Below are 12,439 nucleotides of genomic sequence, written 5' to 3'. Positions count from 1 at the left end.
GGCCGTACGGCGTCGGTGATCTCGACCTCGGCAGTCAGCTCGCCGCCCTCGCCCTTGATCCGCGCGGGCGCGCCGGCGGTGAGCCCGAGGTGGTCAGGCGCTGGCCGCGCCGACCTCCACGCCGTGTTCGGCGGCCAGGCGGTGCAGGTCGTCCAGCTCGGCCTGCTCGACCTCCACCAGGAAGTCGTCGCCCGCCTCACGAGCGCGCGTGAGGTCGGACTGCGTGGTCCTGATGCGGTGCAGCAGCCCTGCGGTGAAAGCGTCCATCGTGCGCCCCCTCGTCGTGGGTCGTGGCACGAAGAGTGCCCGGAGTGGTGGATCACGCACCGCAACCTCTGGGGGACAGAGAGTGGTGGACGGCATGCCGTCCACGGGGCGTGATCGCGGGGTTGCTAGTCGTCCTCCCCAACGCCTTCCTCAGGGAAACCTCAACTGGCCCACGATTCAGGTGAATTCTTCGTACCGCGCCGCGGCGCCCGGCGCGGCGGGCGGTCCCGGGGAGCCGTACACCGCCGTCTTACAGCCGGTTTACGCGCGTTCGGGGCAGGATGGACACGCACAGTCAGTGCGCGAAACCGCCCGTCCGCGTCCAGACCTCCAGGACCGGGGCCCAGGAAAGGATCTACAGACGTGCGCGTACTCGTCGTCGAGGACGAGCAGCTGCTCGCGGATGCGGTGGCCACCGGCCTGCGCCGGGAGGCCATGGCGGTCGACGTCGTGTACGACGGCGCCGCCGCCCTGGAGCGCGTCGGGGTGAACGACTACGACGTCGTCGTCCTCGACCGCGACCTCCCGCTGGTCCACGGCGACGACGTCTGCCGCAAGATCGTCGAGCTCGGCATGCCGACCCGCGTCCTGATGCTCACCGCCTCCGGCGACGTCAGCGACCGCGTCGAGGGCCTGGAGCTCGGCGCCGACGACTACCTGCCCAAGCCCTTCGCCTTCACCGAGCTCATCGCCCGCGTCCGCGCCCTGGGCCGCCGCACCTCCGTCCCGCTCCCGCCCGTCCTGGAGCGCGCCGGCATCAAGCTCGACCCCAACCGCCGCGAGGTCTTCCGCGACGGCAAGGAGGTCCAGCTGGCGCCCAAGGAGTTCGCGGTCCTGGAGGTCCTGATGCGCAGCGAGGGTGCGGTCGTCTCGGCCGAGCAGCTGCTGGAGAAGGCGTGGGACGAGAACACCGACCCCTTCACCAACGTGGTCCGGGTCACCGTGATGACCCTGCGCCGCAAGCTGGGCGAGCCGCCGGTCATCGTCACCGTGCCCGGCTCGGGATACCGGATCTGAACCGATGGCCCAGACCCCGGCGCCCCTGCACGCGCCCCCCAAGCCGACCTGGGACCCCCGCGACCCGGTCCGCCCGCTGCTGCGTCCGACCATCCGGATAAGACTCACGCTGCTCTACGGCGGGATGTTCCTGATCGCCGGCATCCTGCTGCTCGCGATCATCTACCTGTTCACCGCGCAGGCCCTCCGGGAGAGCACCTCCGAGCTGCCCTTCAAGGTGGTCAGCGGCACGGTCACGGCCACCACCGACTGGTGCAACCTGCCCGACAAGTCCACCGGCGAGCAGATCAACAACGCCGCCTCGATATGTCTGCGGCACCAGAGCGACCTCGCCCTGGACGACCTCCTGCGCCGCTCGCTGTTCGCCCTGCTCGGCCTGAGCATCATCGCCTTCGCCTTCGGCTACGCGATGGCCGGCCGGGTGCTCTCCCCGCTCGGCCGGATCACCCGGACCGCCCGCCAGGTGGCCGGATCCGATCTGTCCCGCCGGATCGAGCTGGACGGCCCGGACGACGAGCTCAAGGAGCTCGCCGACACCTTCGACGAGATGCTGGAGCGCCTGGAGCGCGCCTTCAGCGCCCAGCAGCGCTTCGTCGCGAACGCCTCGCACGAGCTGCGCACGCCGCTGGCGATCAACCGCACGCTCCTGGAGGTCCAGCTCTCGGACCCTGGGGCGCCGGTGGAGCTCCAGCAGCTCGGCAAGACCCTGCTCGCCACCAACGAGCGCAGCGAGCAGCTCGTCGAGGGCCTGCTGCTGCTCGCCCGCAGCGACAACGAGATCGTCGAGCGAAAACCGGTCGACCTCGCCGAGGTCGCCTCCCGGGCCATGGACCAGGTGCACGCCGAGGCCGAGGCCAAGGGCGTGGCGTTCCGCGGCGAGCGGGCCCCGGCCGTGGTCCAGGGCAACGGAGTGCTGCTCGAGCGGATCGCGCTGAACCTGGTGCAGAACGCCGTCCGGTACAACGTCCCGGAGGACGGCTGGGTCGAGGTCGTCACCTCCACCCAGAACGGCCAGGCGGTCCTGGAGGTGTCCAACACCGGACCCGTGGTCCCCGCGTACGAGATCGACAATCTTTTCGAGCCATTCCGGCGGCTCCGCCAGGAGCGCACCGGCAGCGACAAGGGTGTCGGCCTCGGTCTTTCGATCGCGCGCTCCGTGGCACGCGCCCACGGCGGCCGTATCATCGCCGAGCCCCGGGAGGGCGGCGGCCTCGTGATGAGGGTCACCCTGCCGAACTGACTACACTGCATGTGCCGACCGGATTTGTTCGCCTTGCGCTAAATTTCCGGTTCTCATTCCTGAGACGGTCCTGTGTGATCGATCACAGGATTGAGTGTCCGGTCCTCCACTCTCCGTGATCGCGAATTCTCTAGGAAAACCCGGAAAAGTCCGGGTTTCCAAGGGTCCGAATGACGGGAAGTAGACGGGGTGGCACCCGCGAAGGAGGCCCGACGGACCGTGTACGGTCCGGTTCGCCACCCAAAGCCGATCACTCGTGAGAGGGCGGATTGGGTGTCGATTGAGTAACAGACCTTGATGTGAGGCAAAATCTCCGCCTCGGGTCGGGCACAAGTCCGGCCTCTCACGCGTTACGTGCGCTGGAGACACCGCAAACCACCCAGAGGGGGAGAGCGACATGGCAACGGATTACGACACCCCACGCAAGACCGACGACGACGTCGACTCGGACAGCCTTGAAGAACTGAAGGCCCGGCGCAACGACAAGTCGACCTCGACCGTCGACGTCGACGAGTTCGAGGCCGCCGAGGGCCTTGAGCTCCCGGGCGCCGACCTCTCGAACGAGGAGCTGGCCGTCCGAGTGCTGCCGAAGCAGGCGGACGAGTTCACCTGCATGAGCTGCTTCCTCGTGCACCACCGCAGCCAGCTGGCTCGGGAGAAGAACGGCCAGCCGATCTGCCGCGACTGCGACTGAGATCGAGCGGCCGTGGCAGGCGACACACCGTCTCGACCGTCTCGGAAGCGGCGGCTCCGGCTCCCCGGGAGGCCGGAGACGTACCAGGGCGGCTCAGGCCCGGCAGAGGACGTCCTCGACGCATCCTCGGCCGAGCACTCCGCCCACCTGCCCACACCTGGCGCACGTGACGACGGGCGAGGCCATCCGGCCTCGCTCGAAGCAGCGGACGCCGCCCTCCGGGCCCTTCCGGACCCGGACCGACCCGGCGGCACCCTTGAGGCCTCCCAGGCCCGCAAGGGAGGCGTGCTGAGGCGCGTGGCCAACCCCGCGCGCGTCCAGCTCGACCGCATCAAGCTCGACAGCGCCCGCATCGACGCCGTACGGCGTGGAGTCAAGCGCGGCGGTCAGGGCGCCAGGGCCGGCATCGGCTATCTCGCGGACCGGCTCATCGAGCTCGCCCCGCGCGTGCCCGTACGGGACCTGGCCACCCTGCGCCGGCAGTTCCCCGGGCTCGGCCCGGAGCAGCTGGCCGACAAGCTCGTCCTCGGCGCGGCCAACGCCAGCGCCACCGTCGGCGCCGGCATCGGCGCCGCCGCCATGCTGCCCGTGCCGCCCGCGATGCCCGCCGAGCTGGCCGCGGAGATCACCGGCGTCGCCGCCATCGAGCTGAAGCTCGTCGCCGAGCTGCACGAGGTCTACGGCCTCCGGCCGCCCGGCACGCTCACCCAGCGCTCGACCGCGTACCTGACCTCCTGGGCGGAGGAGCGCGGCATCGACCCCACCCGGCCCACCACCGTCAACGCGGCCCTCGGCGGCCAGCTCAAGCGCGAACTGCGCCAGCAGATCATGAAGCGCATGGTGCGCAACCTGCCGAACCTCACCCCGTTCATGGTGGGCGCGGCCGTCGGCGCCGTCATGAACCGGCGCGACACCAGGAAGGTCGCCGGGCACATCCGCAGGGACCTGCGCGCCCGCCAGATCCCCTGGGACGCCCTTCCGGCGCTGCCCCCGCTGGAGCAGCCGGAGAACCCCCAGGAGATCGACTTCTAGCCCCGGAAAGGTCCGCTGAGCTCCTCCAGGGGCCGATGCCGAGACTCCTCCAGGGCCAGACCGAGACCGCGGCGGTCCTACGCGGCCGCCTCGGCGCGGGCCTTCTCCAGGGCGGTCACGAGGCCCTCCGGGTCCCGGCTGGACAGGTAGACGTACGGCGTCGGGTCCGCCGGGTCCGTCACCTCGACCCGTACCGCCTGCGGCACGTAGCTGCGCATCACCATGAAGGCGCGCGGATCGGCCTTGTGCGTGCGCCAGGCGCGCGCCTCCTCGGCGTCGAGCACCTCGGGCGCCCCGAGCGCCGACACCGGAATCCGCGCGTCCCCGGCGACCAGCGAACCGGCCACCACCCGGACGCGGGCCGAACCGTACGAGGAGACCGCCGCCGCGGCCAGCGCCGCCACCACGATCAGACCGCCCAGCGTCGCCACCGGACCCAGCGGGAACATGATCAGGGCGCCGGACAGGCCGAACAGGCCCACGATCACCCACCACGAGCGTGGGGCGGTCAGACGCTCGTCGAAGCTCGGCGCGGCGGGCTGTGCGGGGGACGGTGCGGAAGGCTGCTGCATGCGTCCAAGCTTGGCACGGCGAGACCCGCGCCCGGCCGCGCGGGTAAGGTCTGCGCCTGTGACAGGAACATCGCCCGCTCTCACCCCGCCGGCCGACGCGATAGCGCCGGTCCGCCACCCCGACGCGCCCGCCCCCGGCGAGCTCCTCGGCGCGCACTACGAGTACTGCTTCGGGTGCGGCGGCGGGCAGCCCCACGGCCTCCACCTGGAGGCCCGCGCGGGCGAGGGCGTGACCGTCACCGCCGAGTTCACCGTGACCCCCGACCACCAGGGCGCGCCCGGTCTCGCGCACGGCGGCGTCCTCGCCACCGCGCTCGACGAGACCCTCGGCTCCCTGAACTGGCTGCTCCGCGTCATCGCCGTGACCGGACGCCTGGAGACCGACTTCGCCCGGCCCGTCCCGGTCGGCACCGTGCTCCACCTGGAGGCCGAGGTCACCGCCGTGCACGGCCGCAAGATCTACTCGACCGCCGTCGGCCGGATCGGCGGGCCCGAGGGCCCCGTCGCCGTCCGCGCCGACGCCCTCTTCATCGAGGTCAAGGTCGACCACTTCATCGACAACGGGCGCCCGGAGGAGATCCAGGCCGCCATGTCCGACCCCGACCAGGTCAGGCGCGCCCGCGCCTTCGAGGTGAACCCCTGATGCGCAATCCCGTCGACGTACTCATCCGCCGCTTGGACCCGGACGTGCCGATCCCGGCCTACGGCCACCCCGGCGACGCCGGGGCCGATCTGGTGACCACCGAGGCCGCCGAGCTCGCCCCGGGGGAGCGGGCCGTGCTGCCCACCGGGGTCTCCATCGCCCTCCCCGACGGCTACGCCGCCTTCGTCCACCCGCGCTCCGGCCTCGCCGCCCGCTGCGGCGTCGCGCTCGTGAATGCCCCAGGGACGGTCGATGCCGGGTACCGTGGAGAGATCAAGGTGATCGTGGTCAATCTGGACCCGCGCGAGAGCGTACGGTTCGAACGGTTCGACCGGATCGCCCAACTGGTCGTCCAGCAGGTCGAGAAGGTGCGCTTCCACGAGGTGGCGGAGCTTCCCGGCTCCGCGCGGGCCGAGGGGGGCTTCGGGTCCACCGGCGGTCATGCCGCCGTGGACGGCTCTACGGGTGGGAATCGATACGCTTCGGTCGTATCCGACCGGGAAGGACAGTGACGTGTTCGGACGTCGCAAGAAGAGCGGTACCGCTGACGCAGCGGGCGAGGCCGAGCAGGTCGTCGATGCCGTCGACACCGATGACGCGGCCGGTGAGTCGCGCCGGGTGAACCTTCCGCCGGCGCCGCGGCCCGACGGGCCCTGGGACATTTCCGAGGTCAGCAAGCCGGAGGAGGGGCGCGTCGACCTCGGCGGCCTCTTCGTGCCCGGCGTCGAGGGCATGGAGCTGCGCGTGGAGGTGGCGGGCGACGCGATCGTCGCGGCCACCGTCGTGCTGCGCGACAGCGCCGTCCAGCTGCAGGCGTTCGCCGCGCCCAAGAACGAAGGCATCTGGGGCGAGGTCCGCGACGAGATCGCCGGAGGCATCACCCAGCAGGGCGGCGCCATCGAGGAGGTCGAGGGTCCGCTCGGCTGGGAGCTGCGCGCCCAGGTCCCGGTGCAGCTGCCCGACGGCAACCGGGGCGTCCAGCTGGTGCGCTTCGTGGGTGTCGACGGCCCGCGCTGGTTCCTGCGCGGTGTGATCTCCGGGCAGGGCGCCGTGCAGCCCGAGGCCGCCGGCCTCCTGGAGCAGATCGTGCGCGACACCGTGGTCGTCCGCGGCGAGGGCCCGATGGCCCCGCGCGACCCGATCGTCCTCAAGCTGCCGAACGACGCCCAGATGGTGCCGGACGGCGTGCAGCAGGAGGACCAGGCCGGCTCCCGGTTCTCCGGCGGCATGGGCCAGCTCCAGCGCGGACCGGAGATCTCCGAGGTCCGCTGACCCCCGAGAACATCGATCGGTGGGCCGCTCCCCGCACGGGGAGCGGCCCACCGTGCGTTGTCCACAGGTCGTTGTCCACAGGTCTGGCACGCCCCCTCGCGATCGGCACATACTGGCGGCGCACACGTTCGAACCAGGGGGGTTTCACGGTGAGTGAGAGCAACGCGCGGACCGGCACGGCCGTCATCGAGGATCCGGCCGGCGCGCCGATGGTCCGGGTGGAGAACCTGCACCGCTCGTACGGGACGGGCGAGGCCGCCGTGCACGCCCTGCGCGGAGTCTCCTTCGACGTCCCGCGCGGCGAGCTGGTCGCCCTCAAGGGCCGCTCCGGCTCCGGCAAGACCACCCTGCTCAATCTGGTGGGCGGTCTCGACACCGCCGACCGGGGCCGCATCGTCATCGACGGCATCGATCTCGCCGAGCTCGGCGAGGAGGGCCTCCTGGAGCTGCGCCGCGACAAGATCGGCTTCATCTTCCAGTCCTTCGGACTGATACCGATCCTGTCCGCCGCCGAGAACGTCGGCGTGCCGATGCGGCTGCGCAAGGCCGATCCCAGGGAGCGCGAGGAGCGGGTCGACCTGCTGCTCGCCCTGGTGGGACTCGCCGACCACGCGGCCCAGCGCCCCGGAGAGCTTTCCGGCGGCCAGCAGCAGCGGGTCGCCATCGCGCGCGCCCTCGCCAACCGGCCCGCGCTGCTGATCGCCGACGAGCCGACCGGACAGCTGGACGCCGAGACCGGCCTCGCGGTCATGGAGCTGCTGCGCGCCGTGGTCCGCAGCGAGGGCTGCACGGCCCTGGTCGCCACCCATGACTCCCAGCTCCTCGGCCTCGCCGACCGGGTGCTCGAACTGAGCGACGGCGAGATCATCGAGCACTGAGCCGCTGCTCACGCGCACCGTGCATCGGAATCCCGCGCCCTGCATCAGAATCACGTCAATACGGCGCCCGGCCGCGCACACCCATGCGGAATGTCCGTTTCGCTGGACGTAAGGTCGAGCCATGGGACGCGGCAGACTACGGATCTACCTGGGAGCGGCACCGGGCGTCGGCAAGACGTACGCGATGCTGTCCGAGGCGCACCGGCGCGTGGAGCGCGGTACGGACTGCGTCGTCGCGTTCGTCGAGTCCCATGGCCGGCCGCGTACGGAGGTGATGCTGCACGGCCTGGAGTCGGTGCCGCGCCGGGAGCTCACCCACCGGGGCGCCGCCTTCACCGAGATGGACGTCGACGCCGTCCTGGCCCGCAGGCCGGCCGTCGCGCTCGTCGACGAGCTCGCCCACACCAACGTGCCGGGCTCGCGGAACCCCAAGCGCTGGCAGGACGTGGAGGAGCTGCTCGCGGCCGGGATCGACGTCGTGTCCACGGTGAACATCCAGCACCTGGAGTCGCTCGGTGACGTCGTCGAGTCGATCACGGGGGTGCGGCAGCGGGAGACCGTGCCGGACGAGGTCGTGCGCCGCGCCGACCAGATAGAGCTGGTCGACATGTCGCCGCAGGCGCTGCGGCGGCGCATGGCGCACGGCAACATCTACAAGCCGGACAAGGTCGACGCGGCCCTGGCCAACTACTTCCGGCCGGGCAACCTCACCGCGCTCCGGGAACTGGCGCTGCTGTGGACGGCGGACCGGGTCGACGAGTACCTGCGGCAGTACCGCGGCGAGCACAACATCCGGTCCACCTGGCAGGCCCGCGAGCGGATCGTCGTCGGCCTCACCGGCGGCCCCGAGGGCCGCACCCTGATACGCCGGGCCACCAGGCTCGCCGAGAAGGGCGCCGGCGGCGAGGTGCTCGCCGTCTACGTCTCCCGCAGCGACGGCCTCACCTCCGCGTCGCCCAAGGAGCTGGCCGTCCAGCGGACCCTGGTCGAAGATCTCGGCGGAACGTTCCATCACGTCATAGGCGACGACGTGCCCGCCGCCCTCCTGGAGTTCGCCCGCGGCGTCAACGCCACCCAGATCGTTCTCGGCTCCAGCCGCCGCCGCTCCTGGCAGTACGTCCTCGGGCCGGGCGTCGGCCAGACCGTCGCCCGCGACTCCGGGCCCGACCTCGACGTCCACATCGTCACGCACGAGGAGGCCGCCAAGGGCCGCGGCCTGCCCGTCGCCCGCGGCGCCCGGCTCGGCCGCGCCCGCATCCTCTGGGGCTGGCTGGTCGGCGTCGCCGGGCCCGCGCTGCTCACCCTGCTGCTCACCCATGTCGACGCGCAGCTCGGGCTCGCCAACGACATGCTGCTCTTCCTCGCCCTGACCGTCGCCGCCGCCCTCCTCGGCGGATTCCTGCCCGCCCTCGCCTCGGCGGCCTTCGGCTCCCTGCTCCTGAACTGGTTCTTCACCCCGCCACTGCACCGGCTGACCATCGCCGACCCCAAGAACATCGTGGCCATCGCCGTCTTCTTCGGCGTCGCCATGTCCGTGGCCTCCGTCGTCGACCTGGCGGCCCGCCGGACCCAGCAGGCCGCCCGGCTGCGCGCCGAGTCCGAGGTGCTGTCCTACCTGGCGGGCAGCGTGCTGCGCGGGGAGTCCAGCCTGGAGGCCCTGCTCGAACGGCTCCGGGAGACCTTCTCCATGGAGTCCGTCGCCCTCCTGGAGCGCGCCGGCGAGCTCGAACCCTGGATCTGCGCCGCGAGCGTCGGCGCCCGGCCGGTGACCCGGCCCGAGGACGCCGACGTCGACATGCCCGTGGGCGACCATCTGGCGCTCGCCCTCACCGGCCGCGTCCTGCCCGCCGAGGACCGCCGCGTGCTCGGCGCCTTCGCCGCCCAGGCGGCGGTCGTCCTCGACCGCCAGCGCCTCGTCGACGAGGCCGAGGAGGCCCGCAAGCTGGCCGAGGGCAACAAGATCCGCACCTCGCTGCTCGCCGCCGTCAGCCACGACCTGCGCACCCCGCTCGCCGGCATCAAGGCGTCCGTCTCGTCCCTCCGCTCCGACGACGTCGAGTGGTCCGAGGAGGACCGTGCCCTGTTCCTCGAAGGTATCGAGGACGGCGCCGACCGTCTCGACCACCTCGTCGGCAACCTCCTCGACATGTCCCGGCTCCAGACCGGCACCGTCACCCCGCTCATCCGCCCCACCGACCTCGACGAGGTCGTGCCCATGGCCCTCGGCGGCGTCCCCGACGGCAGCGTCGACCTCGACATCCCCGAGACCCTGCCCATGGTCGCCGTCGACCGCGGCCTCCTGGAGCGGGCCGTCGCCAACATCGTCGAGAACGCCGTCAAGTACAGCCCCGACGGCGTCCCCGTCACGGTCGGCGCCAGCGTCCTCGGCGAGCGCCTCGAAGTGCGCGTCACCGACCGCGGCCCCGGCGTCCCCGACGAGGGCAAGGACGGCATCTTCGAGCCCTTCCAGCGCTTCGGCGACGCCCCGCGCGGCTCCGGCGTCGGCCTCGGCCTCGCGGTCGCCCGCGGCTTCGTGGAGGCCATGGGCGGCACCATCAGCGCCGAGGACACCCCGGGCGGCGGCCTCACCATGGTGCTCACCCTCAGGACCGCCCCGGGCCCCGGCCCCGGCATCGCCCCGTCCCCGGACCCCGGCGCCGCCGCGACGAACGTGCACACCCTCACGTAGCACCCACGGAACCCGCCCGTGCGGGATCCCGTCCCACAGAACGCCCCAACGACAAGGAAGGCCCTCCTCCATGACCCGGGTCCTGGTGGTCGACGACGAGCCACAGATCGTCCGCGCCCTGGTGATCAACCTCAAGGCGCGGAAGTACGAGGTCGACGCGGCGCCCGACGGCGCCAGCGCCCTCCGGCTCGCCGCCGAGCGCCATCCCGACGTCGTCGTCCTCGACCTCGGGCTGCCCGACATGGACGGCGTCGAGGTGATCAAGGGCCTGCGCGGCTGGACCCGGGTGCCGATCCTGGTGCTCTCCGCCCGGCAGACCTCCGACGAGAAGGTCGAGGCCCTCGACGCCGGCGCCGACGACTACGTCACCAAGCCCTTCGGCATGGACGAGCTGCTCGCCCGGCTGCGCGCCGCGGTCCGCCGCGCCGAGCCGGTCGGCGGCGCCGAGGACGGCCTGGTGGTCGTGGAGACCGACGGCTTCACGGTCGACCTGGCGGCGAAGAAGGTCCACCGCGACGGCAAGGACGTCCGGCTCACCCCTACCGAGTGGCACCTCCTGGAGGTCCTGGTCCGCAACAGCGGCCGCCTGGTGAGCCAGAAACAGCTGCTGCAGGAGGTCTGGGGGCCCTCGTACGGCACCGAGACCAACTACCTGCGCGTGTACATGGCGCAGCTGCGCCGGAAGCTGGAGCTCGACCCCTCGCATCCGCGTCACTTCGTCACCGAACCGGGCATGGGTTACCGCTTCGAACACTGAGTTCGGTACCGCCTCCGCTACCGGCTCCGGTACCCGGTCCGGTGCCGGGCTCGGTGTCGGCGGGGGCCGGTACGCTTTCTGTATGAGTGCTGCACCGCGTACAGAGAAGCCGGCCGGCCGCTTCCGCCGTATGCTCGACCGCCTTTCCACCTCGCAGGAGGAGCTGGAGTCGGTCGAGCTCCAGGAGGACACGGCGGCTTCGGGGTGCACGCGCATCTCCGACTGTTCCGACCGCCAGATAGTCAAGGTGACTGGTACGTTGCGCACGGTCACCCTGCGTCCCCGGGCGGGTGTGCCCGCGCTGGAGGCCGAGCTCTTCGACGGCACGGCACCGCTGGACGTCGTCTGGCTGGGCCGCCGGTCCATCGTGGGCATCGAACCGGGCCGCAAGCTGATCGCCTCCGGCCGGATCTCCATGAGCCACGGCCGGCGGGTCCTCTTCAACCCCAAATACGAGCTGCGACCGCTCGGACAGGAGTAGCCGGTGACGTCAGTCGACAAGCCGACCGCCGACCAGTCGACCGCCGAGCAGACCTCCGGCCGGCCGACCTCCGGACGGCACGCCCGGGTCCAGGACCCGCAGGCCCAGGCCGACAAGGCGGTGACCGAGGCGGCGCTCTTCGAGGCGTTCGGCGGAGTGCGCGGCATGGTGGAGACGGTCCTGCCGGGCCTGCTCTTCGTCACGATCTACACGATCAACAAGAACCTGCACTCCTCGGCGATCGCCGCCCTCGCGGTCTCGCTCGTCCTCGTGCTCGTCCGGCTGATCCGCCGCGACACCGTGAAGCACGCCTTCAGCGGCGTCTTCGGCGTCGCCTTCGGTGTCGTCTTCGCGATGATGACCGGCAACGCCAAGGACTTCTACCTGCCGGGCATGCTCTACACGCTGGGCATGGCCGTCGCCTACATCGTCACGACCCTCGCCGGCGTGCCCCTGATCGGCCTGATCCTCGGCCCGATCTTCAAGGAGAACCTCTCCTGGCGCACCCGCAACCCGGGCCGCAAGAAGGCGTACGCGAAGGCCAGCTGGGCCTGGGGCCTGATCCTGCTCGCCAAGTGCGCGATCCTCTTCCCGCTGTACTGGTGGGCCGACACCACCCAGCTCGGCTGGGTCCTGGTCGCCCTGAAGATCCCGCCGTTCCTGCTCGCGGTCTACCTGACCTGGGTCTTCCTCGCCAAGGCGCCGCCGCCGATCGACGTCTTCGCCGAGATGGAGGCCGAGGAGAAGGCCGAGAAGGCCAAGGCCGAGGAGGAGCGCAAGGCCGAGGAGGCCCGTAAGGCCGCGGCTCGGGGCCGTACGGACGGATAGCTCGGAGAACATCACGCTGCCGATGGACATCGCGGGCCGCAAGCCCGACAAGCAGTGGGTGCAGCAGGT

General features: G+C 71.6%; 14 protein-coding genes. 12 read left to right on the top strand and 2 right to left on the bottom strand.

Annotation, left to right across the window (positions count from 1 at the left end):
• Positions 1-93 precede the first annotated feature (93 nt).
• Positions 94-267: a hypothetical protein gene (locus ACWEV0_RS34250; protein WP_403798902.1), complete on the bottom strand. Its 174-nt coding sequence runs from the start codon at positions 265-267 to the stop codon at positions 94-96.
• A gap of 363 nt (positions 268-630) precedes the next feature.
• Between ACWEV0_RS34250 and ACWEV0_RS34245 the strand changes: the two genes are divergently transcribed.
• From ACWEV0_RS34245 to ACWEV0_RS34230, 4 genes are all read left to right on the top strand, one after another.
• On the top strand, positions 631-1,284 hold the full coding sequence (locus ACWEV0_RS34245) for a response regulator transcription factor (RefSeq protein ID WP_389207811.1): 654 nt from the start codon (positions 631-633) through the stop codon (positions 1,282-1,284).
• 4 nt (positions 1,285-1,288) lie between these two features.
• Positions 1,289-2,524 carry a sensor histidine kinase gene (locus tag ACWEV0_RS34240; RefSeq protein ID WP_453153711.1) on the top strand — a complete coding sequence of 412 codons (1,236 nt, stop codon included), beginning with the start codon at positions 1,289-1,291 and terminating at the stop codon, positions 2,522-2,524.
• Positions 2,525-2,921: 397 nt separating this feature from the next.
• On the top strand, positions 2,922-3,218 hold the full coding sequence (locus tag ACWEV0_RS34235) for a DUF4193 domain-containing protein (RefSeq protein WP_003955561.1): 297 nt from the start codon (positions 2,922-2,924) through the stop codon (positions 3,216-3,218).
• A 12-nt stretch (positions 3,219-3,230) separates the two neighbouring features.
• Positions 3,231-4,250: a hypothetical protein gene (locus tag ACWEV0_RS34230; RefSeq protein WP_453153709.1), complete on the top strand. Its 1,020-nt coding sequence runs from the start codon at positions 3,231-3,233 to the stop codon at positions 4,248-4,250.
• A 77-nt stretch (positions 4,251-4,327) separates the two neighbouring features.
• Here ACWEV0_RS34230 and ACWEV0_RS34225 read toward each other — a convergent pair whose 3' ends face one another.
• Positions 4,328-4,822 (bottom strand): DUF3093 domain-containing protein, encoded by a 495-nt coding sequence (locus ACWEV0_RS34225; RefSeq protein ID WP_453153707.1) that lies wholly within the window; start codon positions 4,820-4,822, stop codon positions 4,328-4,330.
• Between the two features lie 58 nt (positions 4,823-4,880).
• On the opposite strand from ACWEV0_RS34225, the gene ACWEV0_RS34220 reads away from it, so the two are divergent.
• The 8 genes from ACWEV0_RS34220 to ACWEV0_RS34185 all read left to right on the top strand — a co-directional run bounded on the left by ACWEV0_RS34220 (position 4,881) and on the right by ACWEV0_RS34185 (position 12,370).
• Positions 4,881-5,465 carry a PaaI family thioesterase gene (locus ACWEV0_RS34220; RefSeq protein ID WP_403798913.1) on the top strand — a complete coding sequence of 195 codons (585 nt, stop codon included), beginning with the start codon at positions 4,881-4,883 and terminating at the stop codon, positions 5,463-5,465.
• Positions 5,465-5,977: a dUTP diphosphatase gene (gene dut / locus ACWEV0_RS34215; protein ID WP_403798916.1), complete on the top strand. Its 513-nt coding sequence runs from the start codon at positions 5,465-5,467 to the stop codon at positions 5,975-5,977. Before ACWEV0_RS34220 ends, dut begins: the two co-directional genes overlap by 1 nt.
• A gap of 1 nt (position 5,978) precedes the next feature.
• Complete coding sequence (locus ACWEV0_RS34210) at positions 5,979-6,737, top strand: DUF3710 domain-containing protein (RefSeq protein WP_453153704.1); 759 nt, start codon at positions 5,979-5,981, stop codon at positions 6,735-6,737.
• A 209-nt stretch (positions 6,738-6,946) separates the two neighbouring features.
• Positions 6,947-7,615: an ABC transporter ATP-binding protein gene (locus ACWEV0_RS34205; RefSeq protein ID WP_453153713.1), complete on the top strand. Its 669-nt coding sequence runs from the start codon at positions 6,947-6,949 to the stop codon at positions 7,613-7,615.
• 121 nt (positions 7,616-7,736) lie between these two features.
• Positions 7,737-10,304, top strand: coding sequence for a DUF4118 domain-containing protein (locus ACWEV0_RS34200; RefSeq protein ID WP_453153702.1), 2,568 nt, complete (start codon positions 7,737-7,739; stop codon positions 10,302-10,304).
• A gap of 70 nt (positions 10,305-10,374) precedes the next feature.
• Positions 10,375-11,061, top strand: a complete 687-nt coding sequence (locus tag ACWEV0_RS34195; RefSeq protein WP_453153700.1) for a response regulator — start codon at positions 10,375-10,377, stop codon at positions 11,059-11,061.
• A gap of 82 nt (positions 11,062-11,143) precedes the next feature.
• Entirely contained in the window at positions 11,144-11,542 is a 399-nt protein-coding gene (locus tag ACWEV0_RS34190) for an OB-fold nucleic acid binding domain-containing protein (protein ID WP_389207795.1), read from the top strand.
• A gap of 3 nt (positions 11,543-11,545) precedes the next feature.
• Complete coding sequence (locus ACWEV0_RS34185) at positions 11,546-12,370, top strand: DUF3159 domain-containing protein (RefSeq protein WP_453153699.1); 825 nt, start codon at positions 11,546-11,548, stop codon at positions 12,368-12,370.
• The last annotated feature ends 69 nt before the right edge of the window (positions 12,371-12,439 follow it).

Source organism: Streptomyces sp. NPDC003943 (genome assembly GCF_053605265.1).
This window is presented reverse-complemented; position numbering and strand designations above follow the sequence as displayed.

Coding starts and splice junctions, on each gene's coding strand:
- ACWEV0_RS34250 (WP_403798902.1), bottom strand. CDS start 267: ATGGACGCTTTCACCGCAGGGCTGCTGCACCGCATCAGGACCACGCAG.
- ACWEV0_RS34240 (WP_453153711.1), top strand. CDS start 1,289: ATGGCCCAGACCCCGGCGCCCCTGCACGCGCCCCCCAAGCCGACCTGG.
- ACWEV0_RS34225 (WP_453153707.1), bottom strand. CDS start 4,822: ATGCAGCAGCCTTCCGCACCGTCCCCCGCACAGCCCGCCGCGCCGAGC.
- ACWEV0_RS34205 (WP_453153713.1), top strand. CDS start 6,947: ATGGTCCGGGTGGAGAACCTGCACCGCTCGTACGGGACGGGCGAGGCC.
- ACWEV0_RS34200 (WP_453153702.1), top strand. CDS start 7,737: ATGGGACGCGGCAGACTACGGATCTACCTGGGAGCGGCACCGGGCGTC.
- ACWEV0_RS34195 (WP_453153700.1), top strand. CDS start 10,375: ATGACCCGGGTCCTGGTGGTCGACGACGAGCCACAGATCGTCCGCGCC.
- dut (WP_403798916.1), top strand. CDS start 5,465: ATGCGCAATCCCGTCGACGTACTCATCCGCCGCTTGGACCCGGACGTG.
- ACWEV0_RS34190 (WP_389207795.1), top strand. CDS start 11,144: ATGAGTGCTGCACCGCGTACAGAGAAGCCGGCCGGCCGCTTCCGCCGT.
- ACWEV0_RS34235 (WP_003955561.1), top strand. CDS start 2,922: ATGGCAACGGATTACGACACCCCACGCAAGACCGACGACGACGTCGAC.